At 40.4% G+C, this 24,997-nt stretch carries 25 protein-coding genes; 16 read left to right on the top strand and 9 right to left on the bottom strand.

Features of this window, described 5'->3' with window-relative positions; translation table 11 throughout:
* The first annotated feature begins 86 nt into the window (after positions 1-86).
* Both AC6H4V_RS07300 and AC6H4V_RS07295 read left to right on the top strand, forming a co-directional pair.
* Positions 87-353, top strand: coding sequence for a hypothetical protein (locus AC6H4V_RS07300; protein ID WP_428731156.1), 267 nt, complete (start codon positions 87-89; stop codon positions 351-353).
* Positions 337-762 (top strand): type II toxin-antitoxin system VapC family toxin, encoded by a 426-nt coding sequence (locus AC6H4V_RS07295; protein ID WP_497606318.1) that lies wholly within the window; start codon positions 337-339, stop codon positions 760-762. Before AC6H4V_RS07300 ends, AC6H4V_RS07295 begins: the two co-directional genes overlap by 17 nt.
* On the opposite strand, the gene AC6H4V_RS07290 is transcribed toward AC6H4V_RS07295, so the two are convergent.
* From AC6H4V_RS07290 to AC6H4V_RS07280, 3 genes are all read right to left on the bottom strand, one after another.
* Positions 755-1,456 (bottom strand): anaerobic ribonucleoside-triphosphate reductase activating protein, encoded by a 702-nt coding sequence (locus AC6H4V_RS07290; protein WP_497606317.1) that lies wholly within the window; start codon positions 1,454-1,456, stop codon positions 755-757. The genes AC6H4V_RS07295 and AC6H4V_RS07290 overlap by 8 nt on opposite strands.
* Positions 1,419-1,571: an anaerobic ribonucleoside-triphosphate reductase gene (gene nrdD / locus AC6H4V_RS07285; protein WP_497606316.1), complete on the bottom strand. Its 153-nt coding sequence runs from the start codon at positions 1,569-1,571 to the stop codon at positions 1,419-1,421. The genes AC6H4V_RS07290 and nrdD overlap by 38 nt, the downstream gene beginning before the upstream one ends.
* 117 nt (positions 1,572-1,688) lie before the next feature.
* Entirely contained in the window at positions 1,689-3,785 is a 2,097-nt protein-coding gene (locus AC6H4V_RS07280) for a ribonucleoside triphosphate reductase (RefSeq protein WP_497606315.1), read from the bottom strand.
* Positions 3,786-4,210: 425 nt separating this feature from the next.
* Between AC6H4V_RS07280 and AC6H4V_RS07275 the strand changes: the two genes are divergently transcribed.
* Positions 4,211-4,762, top strand: a complete 552-nt coding sequence (locus AC6H4V_RS07275; protein WP_497606314.1) for a thiamine phosphate synthase — start codon at positions 4,211-4,213, stop codon at positions 4,760-4,762.
* Between the two features lie 117 nt (positions 4,763-4,879).
* Here AC6H4V_RS07275 and AC6H4V_RS07270 read toward each other — a convergent pair whose 3' ends face one another.
* On the bottom strand, positions 4,880-6,124 hold the full coding sequence (locus AC6H4V_RS07270; protein ID WP_497606313.1) for a BaiN/RdsA family NAD(P)/FAD-dependent oxidoreductase: 1,245 nt from the start codon (positions 6,122-6,124) through the stop codon (positions 4,880-4,882).
* A 64-nt stretch (positions 6,125-6,188) separates the two neighbouring features.
* Here AC6H4V_RS07270 and AC6H4V_RS07265 point away from each other — a divergent pair, with 64 nt between their 5' ends.
* A complete protein-coding gene (locus tag AC6H4V_RS07265) occupies positions 6,189-6,941 on the top strand; it encodes a carbonic anhydrase (RefSeq protein ID WP_497606312.1) in 753 nt (250 codons plus the stop codon).
* A gap of 25 nt (positions 6,942-6,966) precedes the next feature.
* Here the strand turns inward: AC6H4V_RS07265 and AC6H4V_RS07260 are convergent, their stop codons facing one another.
* The 3 genes from AC6H4V_RS07260 to pgsA are packed head-to-tail and all read right to left on the bottom strand — an operon-like array spanning position 6,967 to position 9,248.
* Complete coding sequence (locus AC6H4V_RS07260) at positions 6,967-7,641, bottom strand: YggS family pyridoxal phosphate-dependent enzyme (RefSeq protein WP_497606311.1); 675 nt, start codon at positions 7,639-7,641, stop codon at positions 6,967-6,969.
* 3 nt (positions 7,642-7,644) lie between these two features.
* Entirely contained in the window at positions 7,645-8,697 is a 1,053-nt protein-coding gene (gene rseP / locus AC6H4V_RS07255; protein ID WP_497606310.1) for an RIP metalloprotease RseP, read from the bottom strand.
* Positions 8,694-9,248, bottom strand: coding sequence for a CDP-diacylglycerol--glycerol-3-phosphate 3-phosphatidyltransferase (pgsA, locus tag AC6H4V_RS07250; RefSeq protein WP_497607918.1), 555 nt, complete (start codon positions 9,246-9,248; stop codon positions 8,694-8,696). Before pgsA ends, rseP begins: the two co-directional genes overlap by 4 nt.
* Positions 9,249-9,350: 102 nt before the next feature.
* Here pgsA and AC6H4V_RS07245 point away from each other — a divergent pair, with 102 nt between their 5' ends.
* From AC6H4V_RS07245 to AC6H4V_RS07235, 3 genes are all read left to right on the top strand, one after another.
* Positions 9,351-9,623, top strand: coding sequence for a J domain-containing protein (locus tag AC6H4V_RS07245; protein ID WP_428730019.1), 273 nt, complete (start codon positions 9,351-9,353; stop codon positions 9,621-9,623).
* Between the two features lie 9 nt (positions 9,624-9,632).
* Positions 9,633-10,655, top strand: a complete 1,023-nt coding sequence (amrS, locus tag AC6H4V_RS07240; RefSeq protein WP_497606309.1) for an AmmeMemoRadiSam system radical SAM enzyme — start codon at positions 9,633-9,635, stop codon at positions 10,653-10,655.
* A 72-nt stretch (positions 10,656-10,727) separates the two neighbouring features.
* On the top strand, positions 10,728-11,282 hold the full coding sequence (locus AC6H4V_RS07235; RefSeq protein ID WP_497606308.1) for a class I SAM-dependent methyltransferase: 555 nt from the start codon (positions 10,728-10,730) through the stop codon (positions 11,280-11,282).
* Here AC6H4V_RS07235 and AC6H4V_RS07230 read toward each other — a convergent pair.
* Both AC6H4V_RS07230 and recO read right to left on the bottom strand, forming a co-directional pair.
* The gene (locus AC6H4V_RS07230) at positions 11,279-12,871 is read right to left on the bottom strand and encodes a methyl-accepting chemotaxis protein (RefSeq protein ID WP_428730016.1); all 1,593 of its coding nucleotides are present in this window, start codon (positions 12,869-12,871) and stop codon (positions 11,279-11,281) included. The genes AC6H4V_RS07235 and AC6H4V_RS07230 overlap by 4 nt on opposite strands.
* 48 nt (positions 12,872-12,919) lie before the next feature.
* Positions 12,920-13,540 (bottom strand): recombination protein RecO, encoded by a 621-nt coding sequence (gene recO, locus AC6H4V_RS07225; protein ID WP_497606307.1) that lies wholly within the window; start codon positions 13,538-13,540, stop codon positions 12,920-12,922.
* 178 nt (positions 13,541-13,718) lie between these two features.
* Here recO and gltB point away from each other — a divergent pair, with 178 nt between their 5' ends.
* The 9 genes from gltB (at position 13,719) to AC6H4V_RS07180 (ending at position 24,993) form a co-directional block, all read left to right on the top strand.
* On the top strand, positions 13,719-18,158 hold the full coding sequence (gltB, locus tag AC6H4V_RS07220) for a glutamate synthase large subunit (protein WP_497606306.1): 4,440 nt from the start codon (positions 13,719-13,721) through the stop codon (positions 18,156-18,158).
* Between the two features lie 2 nt (positions 18,159-18,160).
* Positions 18,161-19,546: a glutamate synthase subunit beta gene (locus tag AC6H4V_RS07215; RefSeq protein ID WP_497606305.1), complete on the top strand. Its 1,386-nt coding sequence runs from the start codon at positions 18,161-18,163 to the stop codon at positions 19,544-19,546.
* Positions 19,547-19,642: 96 nt separating this feature from the next.
* Positions 19,643-20,488 (top strand): acetyl-CoA carboxylase, carboxyltransferase subunit beta, encoded by an 846-nt coding sequence (gene accD, locus AC6H4V_RS07210; RefSeq protein WP_428730012.1) that lies wholly within the window; start codon positions 19,643-19,645, stop codon positions 20,486-20,488.
* On the top strand, positions 20,488-21,051 hold the full coding sequence (locus tag AC6H4V_RS07205) for a thiamine phosphate synthase (RefSeq protein ID WP_428730011.1): 564 nt from the start codon (positions 20,488-20,490) through the stop codon (positions 21,049-21,051). Before accD ends, AC6H4V_RS07205 begins: the two co-directional genes overlap by 1 nt.
* Entirely contained in the window at positions 21,048-21,506 is a 459-nt protein-coding gene (locus AC6H4V_RS07200; protein WP_428730010.1) for a 23S rRNA (pseudouridine(1915)-N(3))-methyltransferase RlmH, read from the top strand. Before AC6H4V_RS07205 ends, AC6H4V_RS07200 begins: the two co-directional genes overlap by 4 nt.
* Before the next feature lie 13 nt (positions 21,507-21,519).
* Entirely contained in the window at positions 21,520-21,870 is a 351-nt protein-coding gene (gene dksA / locus AC6H4V_RS07195; protein WP_300695381.1) for an RNA polymerase-binding protein DksA, read from the top strand.
* 13 nt (positions 21,871-21,883) lie between these two features.
* A complete protein-coding gene (locus AC6H4V_RS07190) occupies positions 21,884-22,900 on the top strand; it encodes a hypothetical protein (protein WP_497606304.1) in 1,017 nt (338 codons plus the stop codon).
* A 6-nt stretch (positions 22,901-22,906) separates the two neighbouring features.
* Positions 22,907-23,863, top strand: a complete 957-nt coding sequence (gene dusB / locus AC6H4V_RS07185) for a tRNA dihydrouridine synthase DusB (protein ID WP_428730008.1) — start codon at positions 22,907-22,909, stop codon at positions 23,861-23,863.
* Positions 23,860-24,993 (top strand): hypothetical protein, encoded by a 1,134-nt coding sequence (locus AC6H4V_RS07180; RefSeq protein WP_497606303.1) that lies wholly within the window; start codon positions 23,860-23,862, stop codon positions 24,991-24,993. Before dusB ends, AC6H4V_RS07180 begins: the two co-directional genes overlap by 4 nt.
* Positions 24,994-24,997: the final 4 nt, after the last annotated feature.

Below are 24,997 nucleotides of genomic sequence, written 5' to 3'. Positions count from 1 at the left end.
ATTTAAAAATTTAATGAAGCAATAGCTTTTAGATGTTTATGTGTTATACTTGTATGTATAAATAAAATACATACAAAAGGCAACCCATGAATGCAATGCGAGTGAGAAAAAACTTTCTGTTGGATGGTGACATCGTTGATAAAGCCACAGATGTTTTAAAGCAAAAGCATAAAAACTTAACGGAGGCTATCAATCTCTATTTTCAAGCTATCGCCAAAGATCCCACGCTAGTCGATACTGTTGAGCATATCGCCTCAAAAAGAACGGGAAGTTTTATAGGTATGCTTGATGGCAAGATAGGAGATGAGGATTTTAAACAGATAAAAAAGGGATATCATGAAAGTATTTCTTGATGCAAATATTTGTTTGGATTTGCTTGATTCTACAAGAAACACCTCAAAAAACTCCATAGATTGGTATATGCAAAATAAAGACAGCACAGATAAAGAGTTCTGTTTTTCAGGTGATTTCATCACTACGATTTACTACCATTTGACCCAAAAAAGAAAACTTGACGTAAAATTGGTTATCGAGGCAATCGATGCACTTTGTGCTGAAATAACTCCTCTTTATCTAAATCATAACGATTTTCAACTAGCTAAAAAAAGTTTTTTTGATGGAGTTTTTGATGATTTTGAAGACTTGATAGTACTACATAGCGGACTAAGAGCTCAATGCGCTACATTTATAACAAATGACAAAAAGCTTTTAAATCTTGGAAAACTTGATGATTTGTGTATAGTTTTAAGTAAACTCATCTAAAAGCGATTTCTAAATCATTTTGAAGCAGTGCTTTGTTGATTTTGTTTTTTGGGCTTTTGAGGTTGCCTATGTTTAGTCCGGTGTCTAAAAACTCTTGGATGTAGTAGGTGTTTGTGTAGCCACGCTCTTTTAGGTCTTTTATGATGGTGTTAATATCCTCTTCATTTAACAAATCGGCGTGTAGTGTGGTTCTTGCTTCAAAGTTTGTTTTTGTCTCTATGAGATAATCAAGTGTTTTGGAAAATTCGTCAAACTTGTTGGAGTGGGTGATTTGTGTAAATTTATCTTTAGGGGCTTTGTAGTCAAGTGCTACATAGTCTAAAAGATTTGCATCCAGTAACTCTTTTATAGTGGAAAAGTTTGTGCCATTGGTGTCAAGTTTGATTTTAAAACCCAGTTTTTTTATCTCGCGGCAAAATGGTAGCAGTTCGTGTGAAGTAGCTTCGCCGCCGGATAAAACAACTGCTTCAAGCAAGCCGACTCTGGTTTTTAAAAAATCGAGGATATCGTCATAGCTGTACTTACCGTCTTTGGCAAAAACTATATCTTTGTTGTAGCAGTAGTCGCAGCGCATATTGCACCCACTAAACCACACTATACACGATAGGTGGTCTGGATAGTCCACGTGGGTGAACGTTGTTAAATCGTAGATTACCTTAGCACTCAGTGAATTGTTTTCTCTGTTTGTGCTCACCAGTTTTCCCTACATTAAAACTCTCAACAGGTCTATGATAACCCATAACTCTTGTGTAAACCGTACACTTTTGTCTTTTGTCTTTTAACATAGCTAAAGCTTCATTCTTACTCATTTTTTCACCTCCTTTTTAAATTTGATGTTACGCACTTTATGAGCAAAGCCCATAAAGTGGCAAGGACTGAAGTCCTTTGCAATCCCCTAAAGCTACGAAAAACAAGTTTTTCGAGATTTACGATGCAATAACAACATTACTAAGTAACTCTTCATCACACTTAGGGCAGTACTCATGCTCTCCAGGGATGTAGCCATGTTTTGGGCACACCGAGAAGAGTGGAGTAACTGTAATGTATGGAAGCCTAAAGTTCGTGATAACATTTTTCACAAGCTTGCGGCACGCTTCTGTGGAGCTGATTTTCTCCTGCATATAGAGGTGAAGTACTGTTCCGCCCGTGTATTTGCACTGCAAATCATCTTGAAGTCTAAGAGCTTCAAACGGGTCATTTGTCAAATCAACCGGTATTTGAGAAGAGTTTGTATAGTAGATGTTGTCACCCATTCCAGCTTGGATGATAGAGCCGCCATAACGCTTCTTGTCCTCTTTTGCAAATCTGTACGTTGTCCCCTCTGCAGGTGTTGCTTCAAGGTTGTAGAGGTTACCTGTCTCCTCTTGAAACTGAACCATTCTGTCTCTGATATACTCAAGAAGCTCAATTGCAAACTCTTCGCCACGCTTGTCGGCGATGTCGTAACTGTCACTTGTAAAGTTTCTTATCATCTCATTGATACCGTTTACACCGATAGTTGAGAAGTGGTTTCTAAACCCAGGTAAATAGCGTTTTGTATAAGGGTAGAGACCTCTTTCATACATCTCTTGGATAAATACACGCTTCTTTTCTAGTGTAGATTTTGCATGTAGCATAAGCTCATCAAGACGTTTGTAAAGACCCTCTTTGTTGCCTTTATACAAGAAACCAAGTCTAGCCATATTGATAGTGACAACTCCGATAGAACCTGTCATCTCTGCACTTCCAAAAAGCCCGCCGCCGCGCTTTAAAAGCTCTCTTAAGTCAAGCTGTAAACGGCAACACATCGAGCGGACATGTCCAGGTTTGTATGCCTCTTCATTTGGAACAAGATTGCCATTTGCGTCACGCTTATACTGCGAGCCGATAAAGTTTTGAAAGTAAGAAGAGCCTACTTTTGCCGTGTTTTCAAACAAGATGTCAGTGTTTTCACCATACCAGTCAAAATCTTCCGTGATGTTTACTGTCGGTATAGGGAATGTAAAGGGCTGTCCAGTTAAGTCGCCCTCAGTCATAATCTCATAGTATGCACGGTTGATAAGATTCATCTCAGGCTGAAAATCTTTATACGTCATGCTCTCTAAAGAGTTCACACCTCTTTGCTTCGCCATCTCTTCTAGTTCACTATCAAGAATATTTTTAAAAAGATGCACCTGCTTGGATGTAGGAATCTGGTCTTTAAGATCCTGTGGTACTGTCCAGTCAATCGTGATATTTGTAAAAGGCGACTGTCCCCAACGAGCAGGTACGTTGAGATTATATACAAAACTTCTTATCGCTTTTTTGATGTCATTAAATGGAAGTTTGTCTTTAAAAGCATAAGGTGCCAAGTATGTGTCAAAAGAGCTAAATGCCTGCGCACCTGCCCATTCACTTTGTAAAATTCCCAAAAAGTTTGCCATTTGCCCTAAAGCTTCACGGAAGTGTCTTGGAGCGTCACTCTCAACTCTTCCTCTCACGCCGTTAAAGCCCTCATCCAAAAGAACTCTTAAACTCCATCCCGCACAGTATCCGGTTAAGCAGTCAAGGTCATGGATATGGTAGTCGCCGTTACGGTGAGCGTACCCTTCTTCTTTGGAGTAAACCTTGTCAAGCCAGTAGTTTGCTATGACTTTGCCTGCCGTGTTGTTGACAAGTCCTGCATTGGAGTAGCCTGTATTTGAGTTGGCTTTGATACGCCAGTCTGTTCCTAAAATGTACTCTTCTATGGTTTGCGTGGAGTTGATATAAGTTGTATCTTCACTTAAGATGCTGTCTCTTTGCATCTTGTGTGTATGGCGGTAGATCATAAAAGAACGCATAACATCAAAATAGCGAGCTTTATAGAGCTCTTTTTCTATCATATCTTGGATGTCTTCAACGGCTACAACTCTCTTGCTTTTGAGTTGATCAAGAACATTGAAAAAAACCGTGCTATCGTATGTGACGTTTTGGGATTTGAATGCTTTTTTGATTGCATCTTCAATTTTAAAAGATAAAAACTCTTTTTGTGTCCCATCTCTTTTTAAAATAGTTTCAACCATTGCCATCCCTCGTTTGTAAAAAAGTGTAGTAGTTTATAGAAATGGAAGTTAAAAAACTCTAATGAAAAATGTCACAGAGGTGTCACGAATGGCTCTATTAATTGCTACAAGGTATAATCCTAGAGTTGTAAAAAAATTGAAAATTAAGTCCTTAGTCATAAATAACCCCAACTTCAGAAGCTTAAAAAGAGGGCTAATGTGAGGCGAAACTTTGCAGTTGCACTTATTGTGCTGCAAAAAGTTTCGTACTTCGCAGTAGCCCTCTTTTTAAACTTCCCTTCGGGCAATAAGAAAATAGCCTACTAGCGTCGTTAGATTTTCTTGAATTAGCATAGCTAGTCCTGCGAAAATCTGCCTAGCACTAGAGCTATTTTCTTATTGCTGAAGTTGGGGTTATTTATGACTAAGGACTTAAAGTTTTTAAAATGCAAAAATATTTGATGACATCTCGGGAATTTTACGGAGACACTTCAGGAGAGTTTTGTTTAAATCTGTGTAAACAGATAGAAAAACATCAACCAGATTTTGTTCTTTACCGTGATAAAAATACACAAAATTATGATGAAATTGCTGCTGCATTTGTTGCGGAGTGCAAAAAATTTGAAAATCTAAAATCTTTCTTGCATCAAGATAGTGTTTTGGCAAAAAAACTCGGTGCAAGTGGTGTACATCTGACTTCAAGCCAGTTTGACATGGTAGCAGAAGCCAAAAAAATGGGGCTTTTTGTAATCATAAGCACGCATACGCATGAAGAGGTTTTAAGAGCGCAGATGTTGGGAGCCGATGCTGTGACTTACAGCCCTATCTTTGCTTCACCGAACAAAGGAGAGCCAAAGGGGATAGAGGATTTGAGAGAAGTTTTAGAGATTTGTACCATTAAAGTTTTTGCTCTTGGCGGCATCGTGACTGGGGAACATGTTGCCATGATAGAGCAGACAAAAGCGCATGGTTTTGCTTCTATACGCTACTTTTACTAACAGAATTTACTTTCTCGTAGGAAGTGGGACTTTAGTCCCGTAAACCCCCTCAAGCTTCGTACTAAAGAATAGACGAGGCTGAAGCCTCACTTCCAAAAACGATGTTTTTATATAAGCTTAGTTTTTAAGCTGACCGGCGAGATACCCGCTAGAAAAACTCCACTGTAGGTTGTATCCTCCGCATGGACCATCAAGATTCATAATCTCTCCGCAAAAGTACAATCCATCTATAAGTTTGCTCTGCATGGTCTTTGGGTCTATCTCTTTTAAATCAACGCCGCCGCGGGTAATCATCGCCATTTTAAACCCATCATGCCCGATAACCGTGAGCGGTGTCCAAGCAAGAAGCTCTATCAGTTTTGCTCTTTGCGCTCCTGAGATTTTCTTGTAGGTTGTTTGCGCATCGATTTGGGCTAGGTGACACAACTCATTTGATAGTGCAGCAGGAAGCAATGTCGTGATAAGTTCTAACATGGTGCTTTGTGGATTTTTTGTTGCTGCATCTTTGAGGTGTTTTGTGATTTGCTCCTCGTTCATCCCTTTGGTGAGATTAAGAAGCAGAGGAACTTCACCGTATTCGTTCAAAAGCGGGGTTATCTCTCTTGCCGCATCAAGTACGACAGGACCTCTTATGCCATTTTTTGTAAAAATCAAATCTCCGGTAGCTCTGAATTTGCTATGTTTTTTTATGGCAACTTTAAGTTCAACTTTTGCAATCGTATCGGCACGGCAAGCAGCCACCCACTCCTCTTTTGCGTGAAGCGGCATCATGGCTGGGTGAAGCTCTGTTACTTTGTGCCCTAGCTCTTTTGCCATCTCATGCCCCTCTCCCTCTGCTCCAAGAGTAGGATACCCAAGCCCGCCCGTGGCGATTATGACATTGTTGGCATAAAATATCTCCTCATTTGTCTCTACACCTGTTACGCTGTTGTGTAAATGCAGAATTTTTTGAACTTTTTGCGATGTTAAAACTTCTACACCAAGACGCTGCATCTCATTTTCAAAAGCCGATAAAATTGTTTGTGAAGAGTGAGAAGTGGGAAAAATTCGAAAGCCATCAGGTGCATGCGTCGCAACACCAATGCCCTCTAAAAACTCTATTAAAGCTTTATGGTCAAACACTCTAAGTGCATCTTGCATAAAGCGACCGTTGCGACCAAACTTAGCCATAAAATCTTCATTGGAGAGGGTGTTTGTAAGGTTACATCGTCCTCCACCCGTGGCTTTGAGTTTTGCGCCAACTTGTGGAAGTTTCTCCAAAAGCAGCACACTTCTGCCATCTCTTGCAGCAGTGATGGCAGCCATCATTCCAGCAGCCCCTGCACCAATGACGATAAGATTGTATTTTATTATTTTTTTCATGCGCTATTGTAGTGAAATTTTATTTTTAAAAGATATAATAATCTATCAAAATAGGAGATAAATAATGAAAAAAATACTAGTAGGTAGTTTATGTGCATTAGCACTGAGTAGTTCGCTTTTAGCGGGCGGGCATGGAACACATTGGGGTTATACAGGGCATGAAGCGCCTGAACATTGGGGAGATTTGTCTCCAGAGTATGGTGCGTGTAAACATGGAAAATCCCAATCGCCAATCGATATCTCAAAAAGCGGAGTGGTTGCAACAAAAGGACTTGAAAAAATCAAGTTTGACTACAAAACGAAAGCAAATAGCGTGATTAACAATGGGCACACCATCCAAGTCAATGTAGAAGATGGAAGCAGCATAACCGTTGATGGAATCACTTTTTATTTAAAGCAGTTCCACTTTCATACACCGAGTGAAAATACGATCGAGGGCAAAAGTTTTCCTTTTGAAGCACATTTCGTTCACGCTTCAAAAGATGGTGAGTTGGCGGTTGTAGCGCTGATGTTTGAAGAGGGTAAGGAAAATAGAGTCATTAATCAAATCTGGTCAAAAATGCCTCAAAAAGCAGATGAAAAAGCAGCATGCGGCTTGAGTGATGCGATGATAAGCGAGATGCTTCCAAAAGAGAGAGATTACTATAGATTTAACGGCTCTTTGACAACGCCACCGTGCAGCGAAGGGGTAAGATGGCTAGTACTTGAGGAGTATGCAACGATCTCAAAAGAGCAGGTAAAGAAGTTCTTTGATGTGATGGGACATGCAAACAACAGACCTGTGCAACCGCTAAATGCGAGAAAGGTTATGCAGTAGTTTTTTAACTCCTCTTTTTGAGGAGCTATTTGTTAAACATAACAGAGCCAAGGCGTACCATATTTGACCCACACTCGATGGCAAGTTCAAAATCACCGCTCATGCCCATTGAGCAGATGGTTGCACCCTCTAGCTGCTTATAGATGTTGTAAGTAGTCTCAAAACTCTTTTTTATCACCGTTTTATCTTCCGTATGCGCACCGATGCTCATTACGCCTTTGAGACGGATATTTGGACACTCTTGTGCTATCTGTTTGTAAACATCAACCGCAACTTCGGGCATAACACCGTGCTTTGACTCCTCTTTTGCGGAGTTTATCTGCAAAAGTGCATCAAGCGTCATATCTCTTGCTTCTAGCTTTTTTTGAAGTTCATGTGCAAGCTCTAGCGAATCAAGTCCCTGAAAAAGGGCAGGGTTTATGTCAAGCAGGTTGTTGATTTTATTTTTTTGCAGATTTCCAACAAAGTGCCACTCAAGCGGCAACTCTTCAAGCTCACTGCTTTTTGCTCTCAAATCTTGAACTTTGTTCTCTCCAAAAGCCCTTTGACCTATCTCATAAAGTGCTTTTATCTCATCTGCAGTAGAATATTTGCTGATAGCTACAATCTTGACTATATGCTTCTCGTCAAAACGCACTCTAGCAAACTCAACTCTTCTAATCACATCGTCAATATAAATTTTATACTCTTCTTTGTTCATTTTTTATCCTATAAGTCTGTTGATATCATTATAAAGCCCAAGCCCCATCAGTCCTATGAGTATTACCCACCCAGCGATAGTGAGTTTTACCATAATCTCCTCGTTTACTTCCCGTCTAAATAGAAATTCATAGAGGTTAAACATGATATGTCCGCCATCAAGTGCGGGGATGGGGAGGAGGTTGAGAACTCCGAGGTTTACGGAGATGAGAGCCGCAAAAAAGAGCACGCTCATCCATCCCGCATCTGTTGCGTCTGATGTAAGTTTGACGATGGAGATAACGCCGCCTAGCTCATTGGCAGGCACTTCACCAAAGAGGAGTTTTTTAAGACCCGTAAAGATAAGAGTGGAAGCATGGATAGTTTGGTTTGTGGCGTAAGAGAGCGTCTCTTCTAGCCCAAGCGAGAGTTTGTGCGTTACTCCCGCACTTCCTATGCCTATCATCTTTTTCTCTATGACCTCGTTAAACATATTTGTTGTCTGAGTTATTTTTGGCGCAACGGCTATAAAGTGTATGTAGCCCGCTCTCTCAACCTCAAAGTTGAGTGTTCCATCGGCATGTTCGATGATCTCTGCCATCTCTTCCCATTTTGTTATAGCCGTGCCGTTTATAGAGCGGATAGTGTCGTTAGTCTCCAAGCCTGCCGTAAATGCGGGAGAGTCTTTGACTATTTGACCGATAACGGGAGAGAGGATATTTGGTCCGCCTAGAGCGATGACAAAGTAGAGAACAAAAGCCAAAACAAAGTTTGCAAGCGGTCCTGCAAATAGGATAAACATCTTTTGCAGCGGTGTTTTGACATTGTAGCTGTCGGCGTCATAGCTTTTTTTGGTCGGGTCGCTGTCGTCTTGCCCTTTCATCTTGACATAGCCGCCAAGCGGGATGAGTGCGAGCCGCCATTCGTTGCCCCATTTGTGAAATGAGGCGATTTTTTTGCCAAAACCGATACTGAAAACCTCTACTTTTACGCCCATTCTGCGGGCTGCCATATAGTGTCCAAGCTCATGAAAAAAGATAAGTGCCGAGAGGACGAGAAGTGATACTAAAAAACTCATGCTTTTTTAACTCCTAAAAGTGCAGTTCTAAATCCCCAAAGATACTCAAATCCTGAGTAGAGCGTGAGTGCGACGGCAAGCCATAAAAGCTCTGTGCCAAAACGCCAATGCATCAGTAAAAAACCGATGGCAATCATCTGCACAACCGTTTTGACCTTGCCGCTCCAAGAAGCCTTGATGTCCAGCCCCTCACTTACCGCAACGGTACGAATCCCCGTGATAAAAAGCTCACGGATAATGATGATATAGATAGCCCACGCACTCGCCTCGCCAACCATCATAAGCCCCAAAAATGCGGCAATGGTAAGCATCTTGTCTGCAAGCGGGTCGATGATGGCTCCTAGCATCGTCATCTGGTTCCACTCTCTTGCGATATAACCGTCAAAAAAGTCTGTAACACTTGCAAGAACGAAAATCAGAGAGGCAAAATAGTAGTTCCATGAAACATGGTAGCCGTTATGGGTAAAGTAGTCTGGATTTAAGATAACCCAAAACATAATGGGTGCCAAAAGGATGCGTGAAAACGCTAGAGTGTTTGGAAGATTAAACAAGTAAATCCCTGCTTTTTTGGCGTATTTTAACCTTTTGGCTCTTAATGTAGCCTTGACATGAATGGGTCTATTTGCTATGATGGAAGATAAAAAGAGCAAAGTATGAGTTATGAAAACTTTCAAGAGGCGCTTGATATTTTAGACATCTCTTCCCGTGTGTCGCATGCGGAGTTGAAGAAGAGATACCAAAAACTCTCAAAAGAGTCGCATCCCGACATGCCAAATGGGGATGAGCAGAGATTTAGAGAGATAAATGAGGCGTATAAAATAGTTGAGACATATATGAAAAACTTTAGATTTAAACTCGATGAAGAGGAGTTTTACGAACAAAACCCTTTTTCAAGAAAATCTAAAGATTGGTTTTATAACTTTTAGGAGGAAGTAATGTCACAAACAGCATGGCTGAGTAAAAAACTCTCAAGTGGAAAGATTTTGTGTGAGGCGTGTGCGCATGCCTGCAAGCTTGAAGAGGGGGAGTACGGTATATGTGGGGTGAGACGCGTAGAAGAGGGTGAGCTTAAACTTCTTGTTTATGGTCTTGCGGCAGCCATCAACATTGACCCTGTTGAGAAAAAACCTATGTTTCATTTTCTGCCTGCAAGCAGAGCTTTTTCTTTTGGAACACTCGGGTGCAACTTCTCTTGTACATTTTGCCAAAATTTCGACATATCGCAGTATCCAAAAGAGCATAACCATAGAATCGTCGGTCGTGAACTTCCGCCCCAAAAAATAGTTGATTTGGCGCTTGAAAACGGCTGTCGCTCCATCGCATACACCTACAATGAACCGATAGTTTTTTTTGAGTACACCTACGACACGGCAAAGATTGCTCACGAAAAAGGGCTGAAAAACATCTATGTCACAAGCGGTTACGAGACACGCAAAGCCATAGACCTGCTCGAACCTTACATAGATGGGATGAACATTGATATCAAAGGTTTTACAGATGAGTTTTACAAAGAGATTTGCGGCGCCAAACTAAAACCCGTACTTGAAGCCGTGAAATACGCCCATGAGAGAGGAATTTGGGTAGAGATAACAACGCTGTTGATTCCAGAGAAAAATGATTCGGATGAGGAGATAAGAGGTATCGCAAAGTTTATAGCCGCTCTTGATACCTCCATACCGTGGCACCTCTCAGCCTTTCATCCGACATACAAGATGCTTGATGTTCCCCGTACTCCCGAAGCAACACTTCTTAGAGCTTATAGGATAGGGGTGGAAGAGGGGCTGAAATATGTCTATATCGGCAATGTTGACAATGAGGACTATGAGTCAACCTACTGTCCGAGCTGCAAAAAAAGCGTGATTCAGAGGAGCGGGAACATAGGGCAGTTTGTGAAAAATGCGCTTGATAAAAACGGCGCGTGCCCACACTGCGGCTATAAGCTTGAAGGCGTGTGGTGAAAAATTGGCTACAATCAAGAATCAAAATATTTTTTTTAGATATTATTTGAACACAAAAAGCAGGAGGTTTTTATGTTAGAAGACAAACAAAGATGGAATGAAAGATACTTGGATAACCCTATGCCTCAGGAAGTATCGCCCTTAGTTGCAAAGTATATCTCGCATGCAAAAGTAGGAGAAGCAATCGATATAGCGTGTGGAACAGGGCGTAACGCGCACTATTTGGCTGATTTGGGATTTATGGTTGATGCGGTTGATATCTCTGATTATGCGCTTGGCAAAGTAAAAAAGAGTGCGATGATAAACAAAATAGATACAGATTTGGATAAATACAATCTTACGCCAAATCAATATGACCTTATAGTCAATGTCAACTACCTCAATCGCCGTCTTGTTTCTCAGATGAAAGACGCGCTTAAAAGTGGAGGCGTTTTGATGTTCGAGACATTTATCGTGGCACATGGGGATTTTAATATGCCTACGACAAATCTTGACTATCTTTTGCGTAAAAATGAACTTCTACACTCTTTTATAGGTCTTGATGTTATTTACTATGAAGAGAGAGTTGATACTAATCTTCGAGGCGAGAAGATAAAAGTCGCCTCTTTAGTGGCTAAGAAAGCTTAGCTTCTAAACTCATTGAGGCGGGATTCAAGAGAGTTTGCAACGTTGAAAAGGCGGTTGGACTCCTCTTTTATGCTCAACGCTCTCTCTTTGTTTGAGAGGGAATGTCTGTTTATTTCGTTGATTTGACCGATAATTTCATCTGTCTGCTTTACCATCATCTCTGAATCTTGCACAGATTTTTTTGCTACTTCAATGGAGTTTTTCATCTCATACGATGTTTCGTTGATTTTCTCCTCTACATCTTGAGAAATAGTTGTGAGTTTTTCCATCCCACGCGCATTTGTATGCATTTTGTCGCTTATGTCATTGATGGATTGCACGATGGTGTTCACGCTTATCTCAATCTCTCCAAGTGAGCGTTGTGTTCGTTCTGCAAGTTTGCGGACTTCATCTGCAACAACAGCAAATCCTCGGCCATGCTCACCCGCACGCGCTGCTTCGATGGCTGCATTGAGCGCTAAGAGGTTGGTCTGCTCTGCAATATCTTTGATAACAGAGAGTACGTTTTTTACTTCATCCGCATCTTGCTTGAGATTTAAAAGTTCTCCTGAGAGTTCGTTTTCTATCTCTATAAAACTGTTGACCTCACACACCAGTTCGTTCAAAACTTCACGGGAAGAGTCGAGATTTTCATCTGCTTGAGAGACTTTTTGCTGGGTTTGTCTTGCAATAAGGATGGAGTTGTCAAGAATCTCTTTGATGGTTTTGCCCTTGTGGGTTGTCTCAAGTACGATGTGTCCCTCTTCATTGACGCTGCTATGGATAGAGGAGGAGGATTTTGTGATAGTATTTGCGATAGAGACGTTTTCTCTTCCAAGAGATTTTACTTCGTTGATTGTGTTTTGAATGTTGCTGACAAAATCATTGATAGCGTGTGCAGAAGCAGCAAACTCATTTTGGCGTACAACTTCGATGCGCTTTGTCAAATCTCTATCGCCATCAACAAGCGCGCGGATACGGATGCGCAACTCATCTATGGGCTTAATGACCTCTTTTTTGAAAAATGTATTGATGATAAGAACAAAGAGAAGAAAGACAGAGCTAAGCGTGATAAGAAGGATGTTTTTTGTCGCTTGAATTTCCGTGTCATTATCATCAAGAGAGATGATGAGATTCATAACCCCAAGGATGTCTCCCTCTTTAGCGTTAGAGTGACATGCAAGGCAGTTTGCTTCGGCTTTCATAGGGTTGAGAAGTTGGATGGTGTGGTGATTTTGCTCTTTTTTCTCGATGTTTTTTGGCTCTTTTGTTGCAAAAACTTCAGAGATGACCGTATCGGTGGAGAAGTGTTTGCCTCCATCTGGGTAGAGATCAAGAACGAGCTGTGATTTTGTCACATCTAGTTTCTCGATACCCTTGATGGTTTTTGCGCTCTCTATGGTTGCTTGAACTACCGCTGCATCCCCAGCAAGCATGCTTTGTGTGAGCGTTTGAAAGATGGATTGGCTGAGCATATCAAGAGATTTTTTTGCGGTTTTATTGGAGAAGTCGTTAAATGTATAAGAGATATAAAGATACATAAAACCTACAGCAAGGGCACCAAAGAGTATGATAGTTACAAGAATACGGGATTTGACAGTTGCAAACATAGGAACATCCATTTTTGTAAAATTGTCAAAATTTTAGCGAAAAAAACTTTAGATTCCCTCTAAAAGCGTTATCCAGAGCCTCTCTACCTCCGCATCGTTTAAAAAAAGAGAGGAGTGGTTTTCAAAAAGCTCTTCAATGCCACTTTTAGTAAAACCATATGTATGTGCACAATGTTTATGTGTTGGCAGATAGGCGCGGATAAGGGCGATTTCCTCTTGCTCAATCATCTCAGAACATAAAAAACACTCAAACTCTTTATGAAGTCTTCCTTCATGTTCAAGCAGTCTTATATAAGACTCAATAGCAACTCTCTTTGGGTTTTGTCTATTCCAGTTTTGTGAAGCATTTTCTAAAAGGTCGAAGTAAAAAGTATCAAGCGTGTCAGCATCTTTGAGATGTTTGTAAAAGAGGGCGCAAAAATCTTGCCAAAGACGCAAGAGTTTATAGTCGCCAAGCCATCTGTATCCTATATGAATGACATCTTTTAGCCTGTGAATTGTCGCTTTAGAAGAGTTGTCTATTTCATAGTCGATTTTAAATCCGAGATTGATAACTCCATGGCGTGCACCATAAAACCTATAAAGAGTATCTAAGTTTTCTCTCGATATTATTGTGACTATAAGATCTTCATCTTTGACTCTGTTGATATTTACTATAAAACCTTGCATTGCCCGCTTCTTTTATACACACTATTTTTATTTTTACTGAAAAAATATAGCTGTATTATAAATTTTTAAACCTTTGAAATGTATAATGCAACGCTTAATCTTTAAATAGAACAAGTTAGTTTAAAAATAGATTAAATTTGTAAAAAAATTACAGAAATTTCTGAATTTAGGAGTTAGTATGGTTGCATATCATGATTTGTTGAGATCATTCAAGGATAATTGTGGTTTTGGTCTTGTTGCAAATATCAAAAACAAAGCGTCACACAAAGTTCTTGATGATGCCATAACCGCATTAGAGAGAATGATGCACAGAGGTGCGGTGGCAGCGGATGGAAAAACCGGCGATGGAAGCGGTTTGCTTCTCTCTTTGCCTGAAGAGTTTTTGCGTAAAGAAGCTGCTAAAAGCGGTATCGAGCTTCCTGCGCAATTTGCCGTTGCCTGTGTTTTTACAAAAGATAAAAATCACCTTGCAACCATAGAAGAAGTTTGTGCAAACAATGACTTAAAAGTAGTCTTAAAAAGAGATGTTCCCGTTGATGTAAAAGCACTCGGCGAGCAAGCTCTCGCATCACTTCCGACTATCGTACAGCTTTTTATAACTCCAAACTCTATTATGGCTACTAACAGATTTGAAGCACTGCTTTACCTCTCACGCAAAGAGAGTGAGCATAAACTAGAGGGGGACAGAGACTTTTACATCGCTTCGATGAGCTCTAAAGTTCTCTCTTATAAGGGTCTTGTTATGCCTACGCATATCCAAGAGTTTTATAAAGATTTACAAGATGAGAGTTTCAAAATCTCTTTTTCACTCTTTCACCAAAGATTTTCAACCAACACGCTTCCTGAGTGGAGACTTGCGCAACCTTTCCGTGCAGTAGCACACAACGGCGAAATCAACTCTGTTGAGGGAAATCGCTTCAATGTTGAGATAAAATCAGAGTCTATCAAGAGTGAAGTCTTTACCGATGAGGAGATTCAAAGAATCCTTCCTATCTTGCAGCCAAAATCTTCGGACAGTGCTTCGGCAGATAACTTTTTTGAATTTTTACTTATCAACGGGATGGATTTTTTCAAAGCAGTTCGTGCGGTTATCCCAGCGGCATGGCAAAATGCGCCTCATATGGATCCGGAACTTAGAGCATTTTATGAGTTTCACTCAACAGTTTTTGAAGCATGGGACGGTCCAGCGGCGTTTTCTGTAACAGACGGACGCTACGTCGGCTGTGTACTTGATAGAAACGGTCTTCGCCCTTCAAAATATATCATCACAAAAGATGACACACTTCTTATCGCAAGTGAGTATGGTGTTGTCGATATCCCTGAAGAGGAGATCAAAGAGAGAGGGCGTCTGCAATCCGGCGAGATGATCGGACTTGACCTTAAATTTGGAAAAATTTTCAAAAACAGCGAAATCAACGACTACCTAAAAAGTTCCAACCCATATATGAAGTGGCTAAACGAGCATATGATCTACCTGCAAGAACATGTTGTAGATCAGTATATGTCAAAACCAGAGTATGATAAAAAAGAGCTTATAGCACGACAGAGATACTTTAACATCACACATGAAGTTGTTGAGCAAGTTATCGAGCCTATGATGCTTGAGGGCAAAGAGGCGGTTGGTTCTATGGGAGACGATACTCCGCTTGCATGTTTTTCACAGAAGCAAAGAGCATTTACAGATTTTTTCAAACAAAAGTTTGCACAGGTAACCAACCCTCCAATCGACCCAATCAGAGAAAAAGTAGTTATGAGCTTAAATACGGGCTTTGGAGAGGTACACAACATCCTTGACGAAGTTCCTTTTCATGCACACCGTTTAAAGTCTGTTTCGCCTATTATTACAAGTGAGAAACTCTCTATCTTAAAATCTTTTGGTGATAAAAAATCTCCAAGTTATCAAGATTTTTACCGTAACAAAACATTCTCCACGGCTTACGAGAGTGATTTGAAAAAGTCACTTGATACTTTAGTAGAAACTATCGTTGCTTCGGTAAAAAATGAGGGAACACGTATTATCATTCTTGATGATTATGAGTTTAGCAAGACAAAAAGAGTTATCCCGATGGCAATGGTTATCGGACGATTAAATATCGCTCTTTTAAAAGCAAAAGTGCGCCATTTGGCATCTATGGTTGCCGTAACTGGGGAAGTGTCTGATTCACACAGTGCGGCTGTACTTATAGGGTACGGTGCAAATGCAATTCATCCTAAGCTCTTAGCAGAGAGCGTAATTGATCATGCAAACAGATCTAACGCTGTAAAAATCGACTGCAATGCAGCCCTTAAAGCAGTACACAACTCTCTAAATGCAGGGATTTTGAAGATTATGTCCAAAATGGGTATATCAACGATTGCATCTTACAGAAATGCAGGTCTTTTTGACATTATGGGTCTTAATCGTGAGGTAGTAAGTGAGTGTTTCGCAACTTCACACGCTGCATTAAGCGGGCTAAACTATGAAGATATCGATGCAAGACTTGCAAAGTACCATGCAGAGGCGTTTGAAGATAACGGTTTTAACAAGATTTTCCCTCTAAACATCGGTGGCTACTATAAGTTTTATACAGGGCAAGAACACCACGACTTCGGTCCTGCTGTTATCCACGCTATCCATGCAGTAGCAGAGAGCGGAACGAAAAAAGATTATGAAAAATTAAGAGATTTGGTCAACAAAAGAGGCTTGAGATTTATTCGTGACTTCTTTGAGATAAAATCAGATAGAAAAGCCATAGATATCTCAGAAGTTGAGCCAAAAGAGGCGATTTTCAAGAGATTTGCATCCGCTGCTATGAGTCTTGGCTCTATCAGCCCAGAGGCGCATGAGACTATAGCTATGGCTATGAATCAGATAGGCGCACAGTCCAACTCAGGAGAGGGCGGCGAAGATAGTGAACGTTTTGGAACAGATAGAAACTCTAAGATTAAGCAGGTTGCATCGGGGAGATTTGGTGTCACGGCGGCATACTTAAGAAGCGCAGAAGAGATTCAGATAAAAGTTGCTCAGGGTGCAAAACCGGGAGAGGGCGGACAGCTTCCAGGGCATAAAGTCTCTCCACTTATCGGAAAATTGCGTCATACAGTTCCGGGTGTAACGCTTATCTCGCCTCCGCCACACCATGATATCTACTCGATTGAAGATTTAGCGCAGTTGATTTTTGACGTAAAACAGGTCAATCCAAAAGCAAAAGTAGCGGTAAAACTTGTTTCAACTTTGGGTGTTGGAACGATTGCAGCGGGTGTTGCAAAAGCGTATGCTGACAAGATTATCATCTCCGGAGGAGACGGCGGAACAGGTGCCGCACCGCTTACTTCTATCAAGTTTGCAGGAAATCCGTGGGAACTTGGACTTAGTGAAGCACATAATGCACTAAAAGCAAATAACCTCAGAGGTTTGGTAGAAGTTCAGGCTGATGGCGGATTAAAAACAGGTCTTGATGTCGTAAAAGCGGCACTTTTGGGAGCAGAGAGCTACGCATTTGGTACGGGAGTTTTGACGATTGTTGGTTGTAAGATGCTTCGTATCTGCCACGTCAACAAATGCTCTGTAGGTATAGCAACGCAAAACGAGAAGCTTCGTCAAGAGTTTTTCAAAGGACATGTACATCAGCTAGTAAACTACTTCACGCTTTTAGCAGAAGATGTCCGCTCTATCATGGCAGAGCTTGGCTTTAGAACAATGGAAGAGATGATTGGAAGAAGTGACCTCTTTAAAGTGGTAGATGACACATTTGCACAAAAATTTGATTTTAGCGCACTTCTGCATCAAGAAAAAGGTGTTAATACATGTCAAGAGCCATGTAACGCTCCTTTTGATGACAACAGCTTTGAAAAAGATGTTTTAAAAGAGGCAATGAACTCTATCAAACATCCAAAAAATCAGGTGCGCATTACACGTGAGATTACAAATGTCAACAGAAGTTTTGGAGCGCTTATCAGCGGTGAGATAGCTCAGTATTATGGAGATAAGGGTTTTGCAAGCGATACTATACGCATTAACCTTAAAGGAATCTCAGGGCAGGCACTCGGCGCATTTTTAGTTCCGGGAGTATCTCTCTATCTTGAGGGTGTAGCAAATGACTATATCGGCAAAGGTATGCACGGCGGCAAGATAATCATCAAATCATCCAATGAGGGAGAGAAGTTTGCAGCAGGGGGCAATACATGTCTCTATGGCGCAACAGGCGGAAAACTCTATATCTCAGGAAGTGTCGGCGAGCGATTTGGTGTACGTAACTCAGGCGCACTCGCGGTTGTAGAGGGAACGGGAGATAATGCTTGTGAGTATATGACAGGCGGTGTTGTAGTTATCTTAGGACGTACCGGTATCAACTTTGGTGCAGGTATGACAGGCGGTATTAGCTTTGTTTATGACGCTGACCATACGTTTATTGAAAATGTTAACCGTGAGCTTGTTGAGCCAGTACGCATCGATACGGATGATAGCGATGAAGCAAGACACTACTTGAAGAGACTTCTCAAAGATTATCTTGCAGAGACTGGAAGTAAAAAAGCAAAAGCACTGCTTGAAAACTTTAGAGTAGAGGTAAGAAATTTCTGGCTTGTGAAGCCTAAAAACCTAACAAAACTACCTATGAACTTAGAGATCGGAGATTAATCATGAGAGAGTATTTAAATACTGAGAGAATCGAAGCTAGAAAAAGATTAGTCGTTGAGAGAACAAAAGATTTTGGCGAGATTTATGAGGTTTTTGACAAAAACGAAGCAGCAACTCAAAGTGAGAGATGTATCCAGTGTGGAGACCCGTTTTGTCTCAACAAATGTCCGCTCCATAACTATGTACCGCAGTGGCTTAAAGCCGTAAGTGAGAAGGATTTGGAGTTTGCATTTAAACTCTCCAATGAGCCTTCACCGTTTCCCGAAGTTATGGGAAGAGTTTGTCCACATGACAGACTTTGCGAGGGTGACTGTACGCTCAATGACGGACACGGTGCTATCACAATCGGCTCAGTTGAGACATATATCACGGAAGAGGGCTTTAAAGCGGGCTACAAACCTGACTTTCCGGGTATTACGACAGACAAAAAAGTGGCCATCATCGGTAGCGGTCCCGCAGGACTATCATGTGCTACTTACCTTTTACGTTCAGGAATTGCTGTGACGATGTATGAGAGAAGTGACAGAGCAGGCGGACTTCTTACTTATGGAATCCCCAACTTTAAACTTGACAAAAAGATTATAGAGCGTCGTATAAAGTTTCTTGTAGAAGCTGGAATGGAGTTGGTGCTTAACTGTGAAGTAGGCAAAGATATAACTTTTGAAGAGATTGCCGACAAGCATGATGCAATGTTTATCGGAGTGGGTGCGACAAAAGCAAAAAAAGCTTCCATCAACGGCGAACAAGCACCAAATGTTTACAAAGCGATGGATTATCTCACGGCAATTCAAAGAAAAAATTTCAAACTCTCTTATGATAAAAAATTTGATTTTAAAGATAAAAACGTTGTGGTTATCGGAGGCGGCGATACGGCGATGGACTGCCTAAGAACTGCAAAGAGAGAGGGTGCAAAAAGTGTTATGTGTCTCTATCGTCGTGATGCACACAACATGCCCGGAAGTCAAAAAGAGTATAAAAATGCAGTAGAAGAGGGTGTTGACTTTACATTTTTTGCCGCACCAAAAGAGATAATACTAAGCGAAAAAGGAAATGCCATCGCTGTTGAAGTAGTCAAAACAACTTTGGGCGCAAAAGATGAGAGCGGACGCCAAAAAATGGAAGAGGTAAGAGGCAGCGAATACAGAGTGAACGCAGATGTTATCATCACGTCGCTTGGCTTTGACCCTGAGGTTCCATCTTTCTTAGCAGAAAACGGCATAAGTACAAACAAATGGGGCGGCATAGTCGTCAATGAAGAGACCCATGAAACAACCACGGCAGGCATCTATGCAGGCGGCGACTGCTACAGAGGTGCTGATTTGGTCGTAACGGCAGCTTATGACGGTCGTGAAGCGGCAAGAAGCATCGTTAAAAAACTACTCTCTTAACTCTCTTATTCCATATGCTAAAACTGCATATGGAAATTTTCAAATCAAGTAGAATTTCGCTATAATTTCATCCATTATTGTCTCAAAGGATATTTTTTGAACCTCTTAAGTATTTTTTCTCGAAACAAAGACTCAAAAGAGCCCGTGAAAAGCGAGGCGCCAGCGCATTGGGTAAAGTGTAAATCATGTGAATCTTTGATGTACTACAAAGAGGTGGAAAACCAGAAGCATGTCTGTCCAAAGTGTGGTTATCATATCCGTATAGGTGTCAAAGAGAGAATCGAACTTTTGGCGGATGAGGGTACTTTTGTTGAGTATGACGCAAACTTAAAGCCAGTTGACCCGCTCAATTTTACTGACAAGATATCTTATAAAAAAAGACTTGAAGAGGCGCATGCAAAAACTGGCAAAAACTCTTCTGTTGTAAGCGGTGAGTGCCGGATGAACGGTGTAGCTGTGCAAATCGTGATTTTTGACTTTGCCTTTATGGGTGGTTCTTTGGGTTCTGTTGAGGGGGAAAAGATTGTGCGAGCAGTCAACCGCGCGATAGAAAAAAAACAAGGGCTTGTCATTTTAAGTGCCAGTGGGGGTGCGAGAATGCAGGAGAGTACTTTTTCACTGATGCAGATGAGCAAAACTTCGGCAGCTCTGGCAAAACTTGCAACTTATAATCTTCCCTATATTTCAGTTTTAACTGACCCTACGATGGGTGGGGTAAGTGCTTCTTTCGCAACTCTTGGTGATATTATTATTGCTGAACCTGGAGCACTTGTAGGATTTGCAGGGCAGAGGGTTATCGAGCAGACTATCGGCTCTGCTCTTCCCGATGGTTTTCAACGTGCAGAATTTTTGCTTGAAAAAGGTTCTATTGACATGATTGTCAATCGAGGCGATCTTAAAAAAACACTCTCAGACCTCCTAACACTCCTTAAAGTTGCGTAATGCGGCTTTATGCGCTTTGTGATCAAGAGCTTTTAGATAAAAAGGCTCTTCTGCTTGAAGATTTTATCGAAATAGCAAAACAAAAAAATGCAGAGATTCTCCAGTACCGCAACAAAAACGCAGATATCGCTTTTATCAAACAGCAACTTATCAAGATTCGGAAATTGTATGATGGTTTTTTAATTGTCAATGATGCGTACGAACTTATAGAGTTTTGTGATGGCGTTCATGTGGGGCAGGAAGATTTAAGAGTTATCGACAAAGATATCTTTACAGCGGTGAAAATCCTTAGAGAAGTTGTTGGCAAAGATAAAATTATCGGAATATCAACACATAACGAAAATGAGGTTTTAGAAGCAAATAAGATGGATTTAAACTACATCGGTTTAGGTGCCTATCGAGATACCACAACAAAAAGTGATGTAAGCACAGTGCTTGGTGATAAACTCGACAAGATAGCTTCTCTCTCCAAACACTATGTCGCTGCCATAGGTGGAGTACAAGAGAACGACACCTTTACACATGTGACATATCATGTGATTGGAAGCGGGTTGATTCGGTGACTATTGACATCCTCTCTATCGCAAAAAAAGAGCACTCTACATACGATCCTCTCTATAAAGAGCTTACAAAGATGATTTCTCGCTTTGCAAAAGTGGAAGATATTGAACTTTTTAACAAAGATGTAACCAAAGCACACACCATCTCACCAGACGCCTCCAGAGCGCTCTATTCTAAACTCTTTGAACCTCATGTAGCAAAAAGTTTTAACGTTATATTGCATCCTGAGGGAAAATTAATCGATAGTTATGAATTTAGTAAGCTATTAGATGGTAAAATTGCGATTAAATTTTTCATAGGCGGTGCTTATGGTTTTGAAGAAAACTTCTTAAAAAAGGGTGATTCCGTTATAAGTTTAGGAAATATCACTATGAGTCATAAGATTGCCAAAGCGGTCTTGCTTGAGCAGATTTATAGGGGATTTTCGCTGCTAAGCAACCACCCATACCACAAATAGATAAGGAAGATAAGTGCAAGAGAGTGAATTAAAGTATTTTAAAGAGATTCTTGAGGGAAGAAAAGAGCAAATTCTCAAAAACATTAGAGGTGTAAATGAGGAGTTAAATCAACTAAGTACTTTAGAACTCAATGATGAGGGCGATCACGCATCGGTAGATAACTCTTCTATGGTTGAGAGCGCGATAGTGCAGCAGCAAGAACAAGAGCTACGAGAGATAAACGTCGTACTAGGAAAAATTGCAATCGGTGATTATGGCATATGTGAAATGTGTGAAGACCCGATAGGTTTTCAAAGACTTAAAGTGAAACCTCACGCTATATACTGCATAGATTGTAGAGAAATAGTAGAAAAATCTAAATAAAGGGAAGCAAGTTATGCATTTAAAAAAATATACAATAGCGTCATTACTGTTAATCGTTCTTATTGGGTGGTATGTTTATGCTTTTGTTACGCAAGAGAGCATGAGTATTACTATTTTTGGTTTGGTATTGCCTCCATTATCTATCGCTGCTTTAGTTGTGTTACCAATGGTGCTTCTGTATGTTGCAAGCATGCTTCATATGTCCTTTTATGCTTTGATGGGTGTCTTAAAACTTCGCAAGTACGAGAAAGACCATGAAAAGATGGTCGATTCTATCATAGACGCGTATCTTGGAAAAGAGAATCGTTCGCACTCTTTTAAAACACAAAAATACCAGTTATTAGGCTCTTTAGTTGATAATGCAACTATTTTTCCAACGGCAGAATTTAATGCTGAAGTGGACAATAAAAAGATAAATGATGTTTTAAATGTTATCAACAGTATCAGAAATGGTGAAGTTGCTGATTTGAGAAAATACTCTCTTCCAGTCTCTAATGCTATCGTGATTCAAAATGAGAGAAACAGATATAAAAAAGGCGTTTTAAGCGCTGAAGATATTCTTAGTTCTCCAAACAGATATGATGCAAGTTTATGCAAAGAAGTCTATGTGGACTTTGTGAAAAAAGCGCCATTACATACAATAGAGAAGTATAAAAATGCACTCACAAAAGAGGCTCTCTTTACGATACTCTCCAGAATCAATGCAGATAGTGACACACTAGTTGTATCTAATGAAGTACTCCTCTCTCTTTTTAAGGCGATGAACCTTACTGCGAGTGAGTATATTGATGCATCTAAAAAATTAGCAAAAGCAATGCTTCCAGAGCAGAGAATGAAACTTTTTGAGACACTTAGTAATGAGGATGAAGCAGCAATGGAAGCTTACCTCTTTACTCTTTTTGATTTGGAGATGTTAACAGCCGCAAAAGAGGTTCTTGATGCTTCTTCTTCTGGTGAATATGCGCGTTTTAAGGCGTATAGGACACTAAGAGAGTGTGGTAAACATTTTGATATCAACCTTTTTATATAGTCTCTGATGAGTAAAACAAAACTCTCTTTTGATACTCCCATCTATGTATTGGCTCCATTGGCGGGCTATACAGATTTGCCATTTCGAAGTGTCGTGAAAAAGTTTGGAGCTGATTTGACAGTTAGCGAGATGCTTAGTTCCAACGCTTTGGTTCACGGCTCCTCAAAAACCCTCTCCATGATAGAAAAAAGCCCAAATGAAAACCCTTACTCTGTGCAGATTGCAGGAGCAGAAGTCGATGTTATCAAGCATGCAGTCGAAATACTCAACGAGCAAGAGGGGATAGACGTTATTGACCTCAATTGCGGTTGTCCCGTGCCAAAGATAGTGGGGCATGGAAGCGGAAGCTCACTTCTTTTAAATCTTCCTCTTATGGGAAGCATTATCCGAACTATGAAAGACACATCCAATAAAGAGTTCACAAGTGTCAAAATCAGACTTGGATTTGAAAAAAAGAACCATATCGAGATTGCTAAGGTGGTTGAGGACAGCGGAGCAGATTTTTTGGCGGTTCATGGAAGAACACGTGCCGGAAAATTTAAAGCAGCTGTTGATTATGATGCTATAAAAGAGATAAAAGCGGCTATTAAGATTCCTGTGATTGCCAATGGAGATATAGACTCTTACGAGAAGGCAAAATGGGTTTTAGAACATACTGGTGCGGATGGCGTTATGATAGGAAGAGGGGCTGTTGGTGCACCTTGGATTTTTCATCAACTCAAATCAGGCACAAAAGAAATTGACAAAAATATCAAGCATGCTATAATCCTAGAACATTTTGATAAGATGATTGAATTTTATGGCTCTTATGGAGTTGTAATGTTTCGAAAGCATCTGCATACCTACTCCAAAGGGTATAGCGGTGCTTCAGCACTAAGAGTGAAGATTAACCGTGTTGTTGACCCTCATGAGTGCCGCAGTATGATAGATGATTTTTTTAGTAATAGTGAGATAGTTTATTGAAGATAAGTAAATCAATTAAGACATTGGATGAGAGTGATATAGGAGATAATCTGCTTCATTATGATTATAATGTAAACTATTTACTCTCTTTGATGAAAAAGGGCGTAAGTGAAGATGACCAACATTTTTTAAGCTCTTACCGCTCTTTTGAGGGGGAAGTGTTTGAAAATTTTGTTTATGAAAAACTTCTTATGTATGCAGCAAATAGTGATAATATTGAAAAATTTGTCCTTAAAGGGTTTCATCAAGACAAGATAAAATCTCACGCAAACACTCTCTCTATCAGCGAAAAACAGCAGATAGTCTATAGAACTAAGAGCAGAGAGATTAGCGAATTTGATGCGATGTTTATCACTAAAGATAATGAGCTCTACTTTGTTGAGATGACGCTTGTCAAATCGGTACTTAAACTGAGAAAAAGACTTCGAAAGAAAAAGGCACTTTTGGAGATTATCTTTCCAAATTATGAGATAAAAGCGCTTATCATACTCAATGAAGGTGCGACTGGCGTGAGACAACTCCCCCCTTACTGTAGTGTTTGGCTTACAAACGAGTTTTCAGCTAAAGGTGTTTTAGAGCATATCGTTGCTACCGATGCAAAAAAACTTCTACCAAAGAAGAGAGTTACATCCCAAAAGATGATCGAGGCACACACGCTAAAACTTCACCCTTTTAGATACTACAACACTATTTCGTGGATTACAAAGATGCTCAGAAGCCATAAAAAATATGTGCTTGATATCAATTTTTTGATGAGCCAAAAAGTTCAAAGATACCATGATTTGTACAATAAGTTTTATGTTGGTTATATCTTAGCCTCTGAGATGCGAGAAGAGTTAAATCTTGATAAGAGCATCAAAGATGATCATAAAGTGATTGTAGCACTAGAGAAAAAGCACTCTGATGAAATTGTAGTTACTTACTATGTGCAACAGACACGCAAGATTTTATTTCTCTATTCGTATGATGATAGCGGTAAGATAGTTAAAGAGAAGAAAGACCCTTACGGCATAACGGTAACAGAGGTCTATCATGTTAACAAGATGATGGATGAGCACTACTTTTTAAACCGCGCTCATATTGAGACGATTAAAAAGCTTTTAGAAGAGAAGACGCATCCTCAAGAGTAGCGGT

The organism is Sulfurimonas lacustris, from assembly GCF_059705355.1.
The sequence above is the reverse complement of the archived record's forward strand: the minus strand, read 5'-3'. Positions and strand labels throughout refer to the sequence as shown.

Bases quoted from the DNA above. Each gene is read 5' to 3' on its own strand.
- AC6H4V_RS07245 (WP_428730019.1), top strand. From the start codon at position 9,351: ATGAGTTATGAAAACTTTCAAGAGGCGCTTGATATTTTAGACATCTCT.
- gltB (WP_497606306.1), top strand. From the start codon at position 13,719: ATGGTTGCATATCATGATTTGTTGAGATCATTCAAGGATAATTGTGGT.
- dusB (WP_428730008.1), top strand. From the start codon at position 22,907: ATGAGTAAAACAAAACTCTCTTTTGATACTCCCATCTATGTATTGGCT.
- AC6H4V_RS07205 (WP_428730011.1), top strand. From the start codon at position 20,488: ATGCGGCTTTATGCGCTTTGTGATCAAGAGCTTTTAGATAAAAAGGCT.
- AC6H4V_RS07280 (WP_497606315.1), bottom strand. From the start codon at position 3,785: ATGGTTGAAACTATTTTAAAAAGAGATGGGACACAAAAAGAGTTTTTA.
- amrS (WP_497606309.1), top strand. From the start codon at position 9,633: ATGTCACAAACAGCATGGCTGAGTAAAAAACTCTCAAGTGGAAAGATT.
- nrdD (WP_497606316.1), bottom strand. From the start codon at position 1,571: ATGAGTAAGAATGAAGCTTTAGCTATGTTAAAAGACAAAAGACAAAAG.
- AC6H4V_RS07235 (WP_497606308.1), top strand. From the start codon at position 10,728: ATGTTAGAAGACAAACAAAGATGGAATGAAAGATACTTGGATAACCCT.
- AC6H4V_RS07215 (WP_497606305.1), top strand. From the start codon at position 18,161: ATGAGAGAGTATTTAAATACTGAGAGAATCGAAGCTAGAAAAAGATTA.
- AC6H4V_RS07300 (WP_428731156.1), top strand. From the start codon at position 87: ATGAATGCAATGCGAGTGAGAAAAAACTTTCTGTTGGATGGTGACATC.
- AC6H4V_RS07230 (WP_428730016.1), bottom strand. From the start codon at position 12,871: ATGTTTGCAACTGTCAAATCCCGTATTCTTGTAACTATCATACTCTTT.
- AC6H4V_RS07265 (WP_497606312.1), top strand. From the start codon at position 6,189: ATGAAAAAAATACTAGTAGGTAGTTTATGTGCATTAGCACTGAGTAGT.
- AC6H4V_RS07295 (WP_497606318.1), top strand. From the start codon at position 337: ATGAAAGTATTTCTTGATGCAAATATTTGTTTGGATTTGCTTGATTCT.
- AC6H4V_RS07270 (WP_497606313.1), bottom strand. From the start codon at position 6,124: ATGAAAAAAATAATAAAATACAATCTTATCGTCATTGGTGCAGGGGCT.
- recO (WP_497606307.1), bottom strand. From the start codon at position 13,540: ATGCAAGGTTTTATAGTAAATATCAACAGAGTCAAAGATGAAGATCTT.
- AC6H4V_RS07275 (WP_497606314.1), top strand. From the start codon at position 4,211: ATGCAAAAATATTTGATGACATCTCGGGAATTTTACGGAGACACTTCA.
- AC6H4V_RS07260 (WP_497606311.1), bottom strand. From the start codon at position 7,641: ATGAACAAAGAAGAGTATAAAATTTATATTGACGATGTGATTAGAAGA.
- rseP (WP_497606310.1), bottom strand. From the start codon at position 8,697: ATGAGTTTTTTAGTATCACTTCTCGTCCTCTCGGCACTTATCTTTTTT.
- AC6H4V_RS07190 (WP_497606304.1), top strand. From the start codon at position 21,884: ATGCATTTAAAAAAATATACAATAGCGTCATTACTGTTAATCGTTCTT.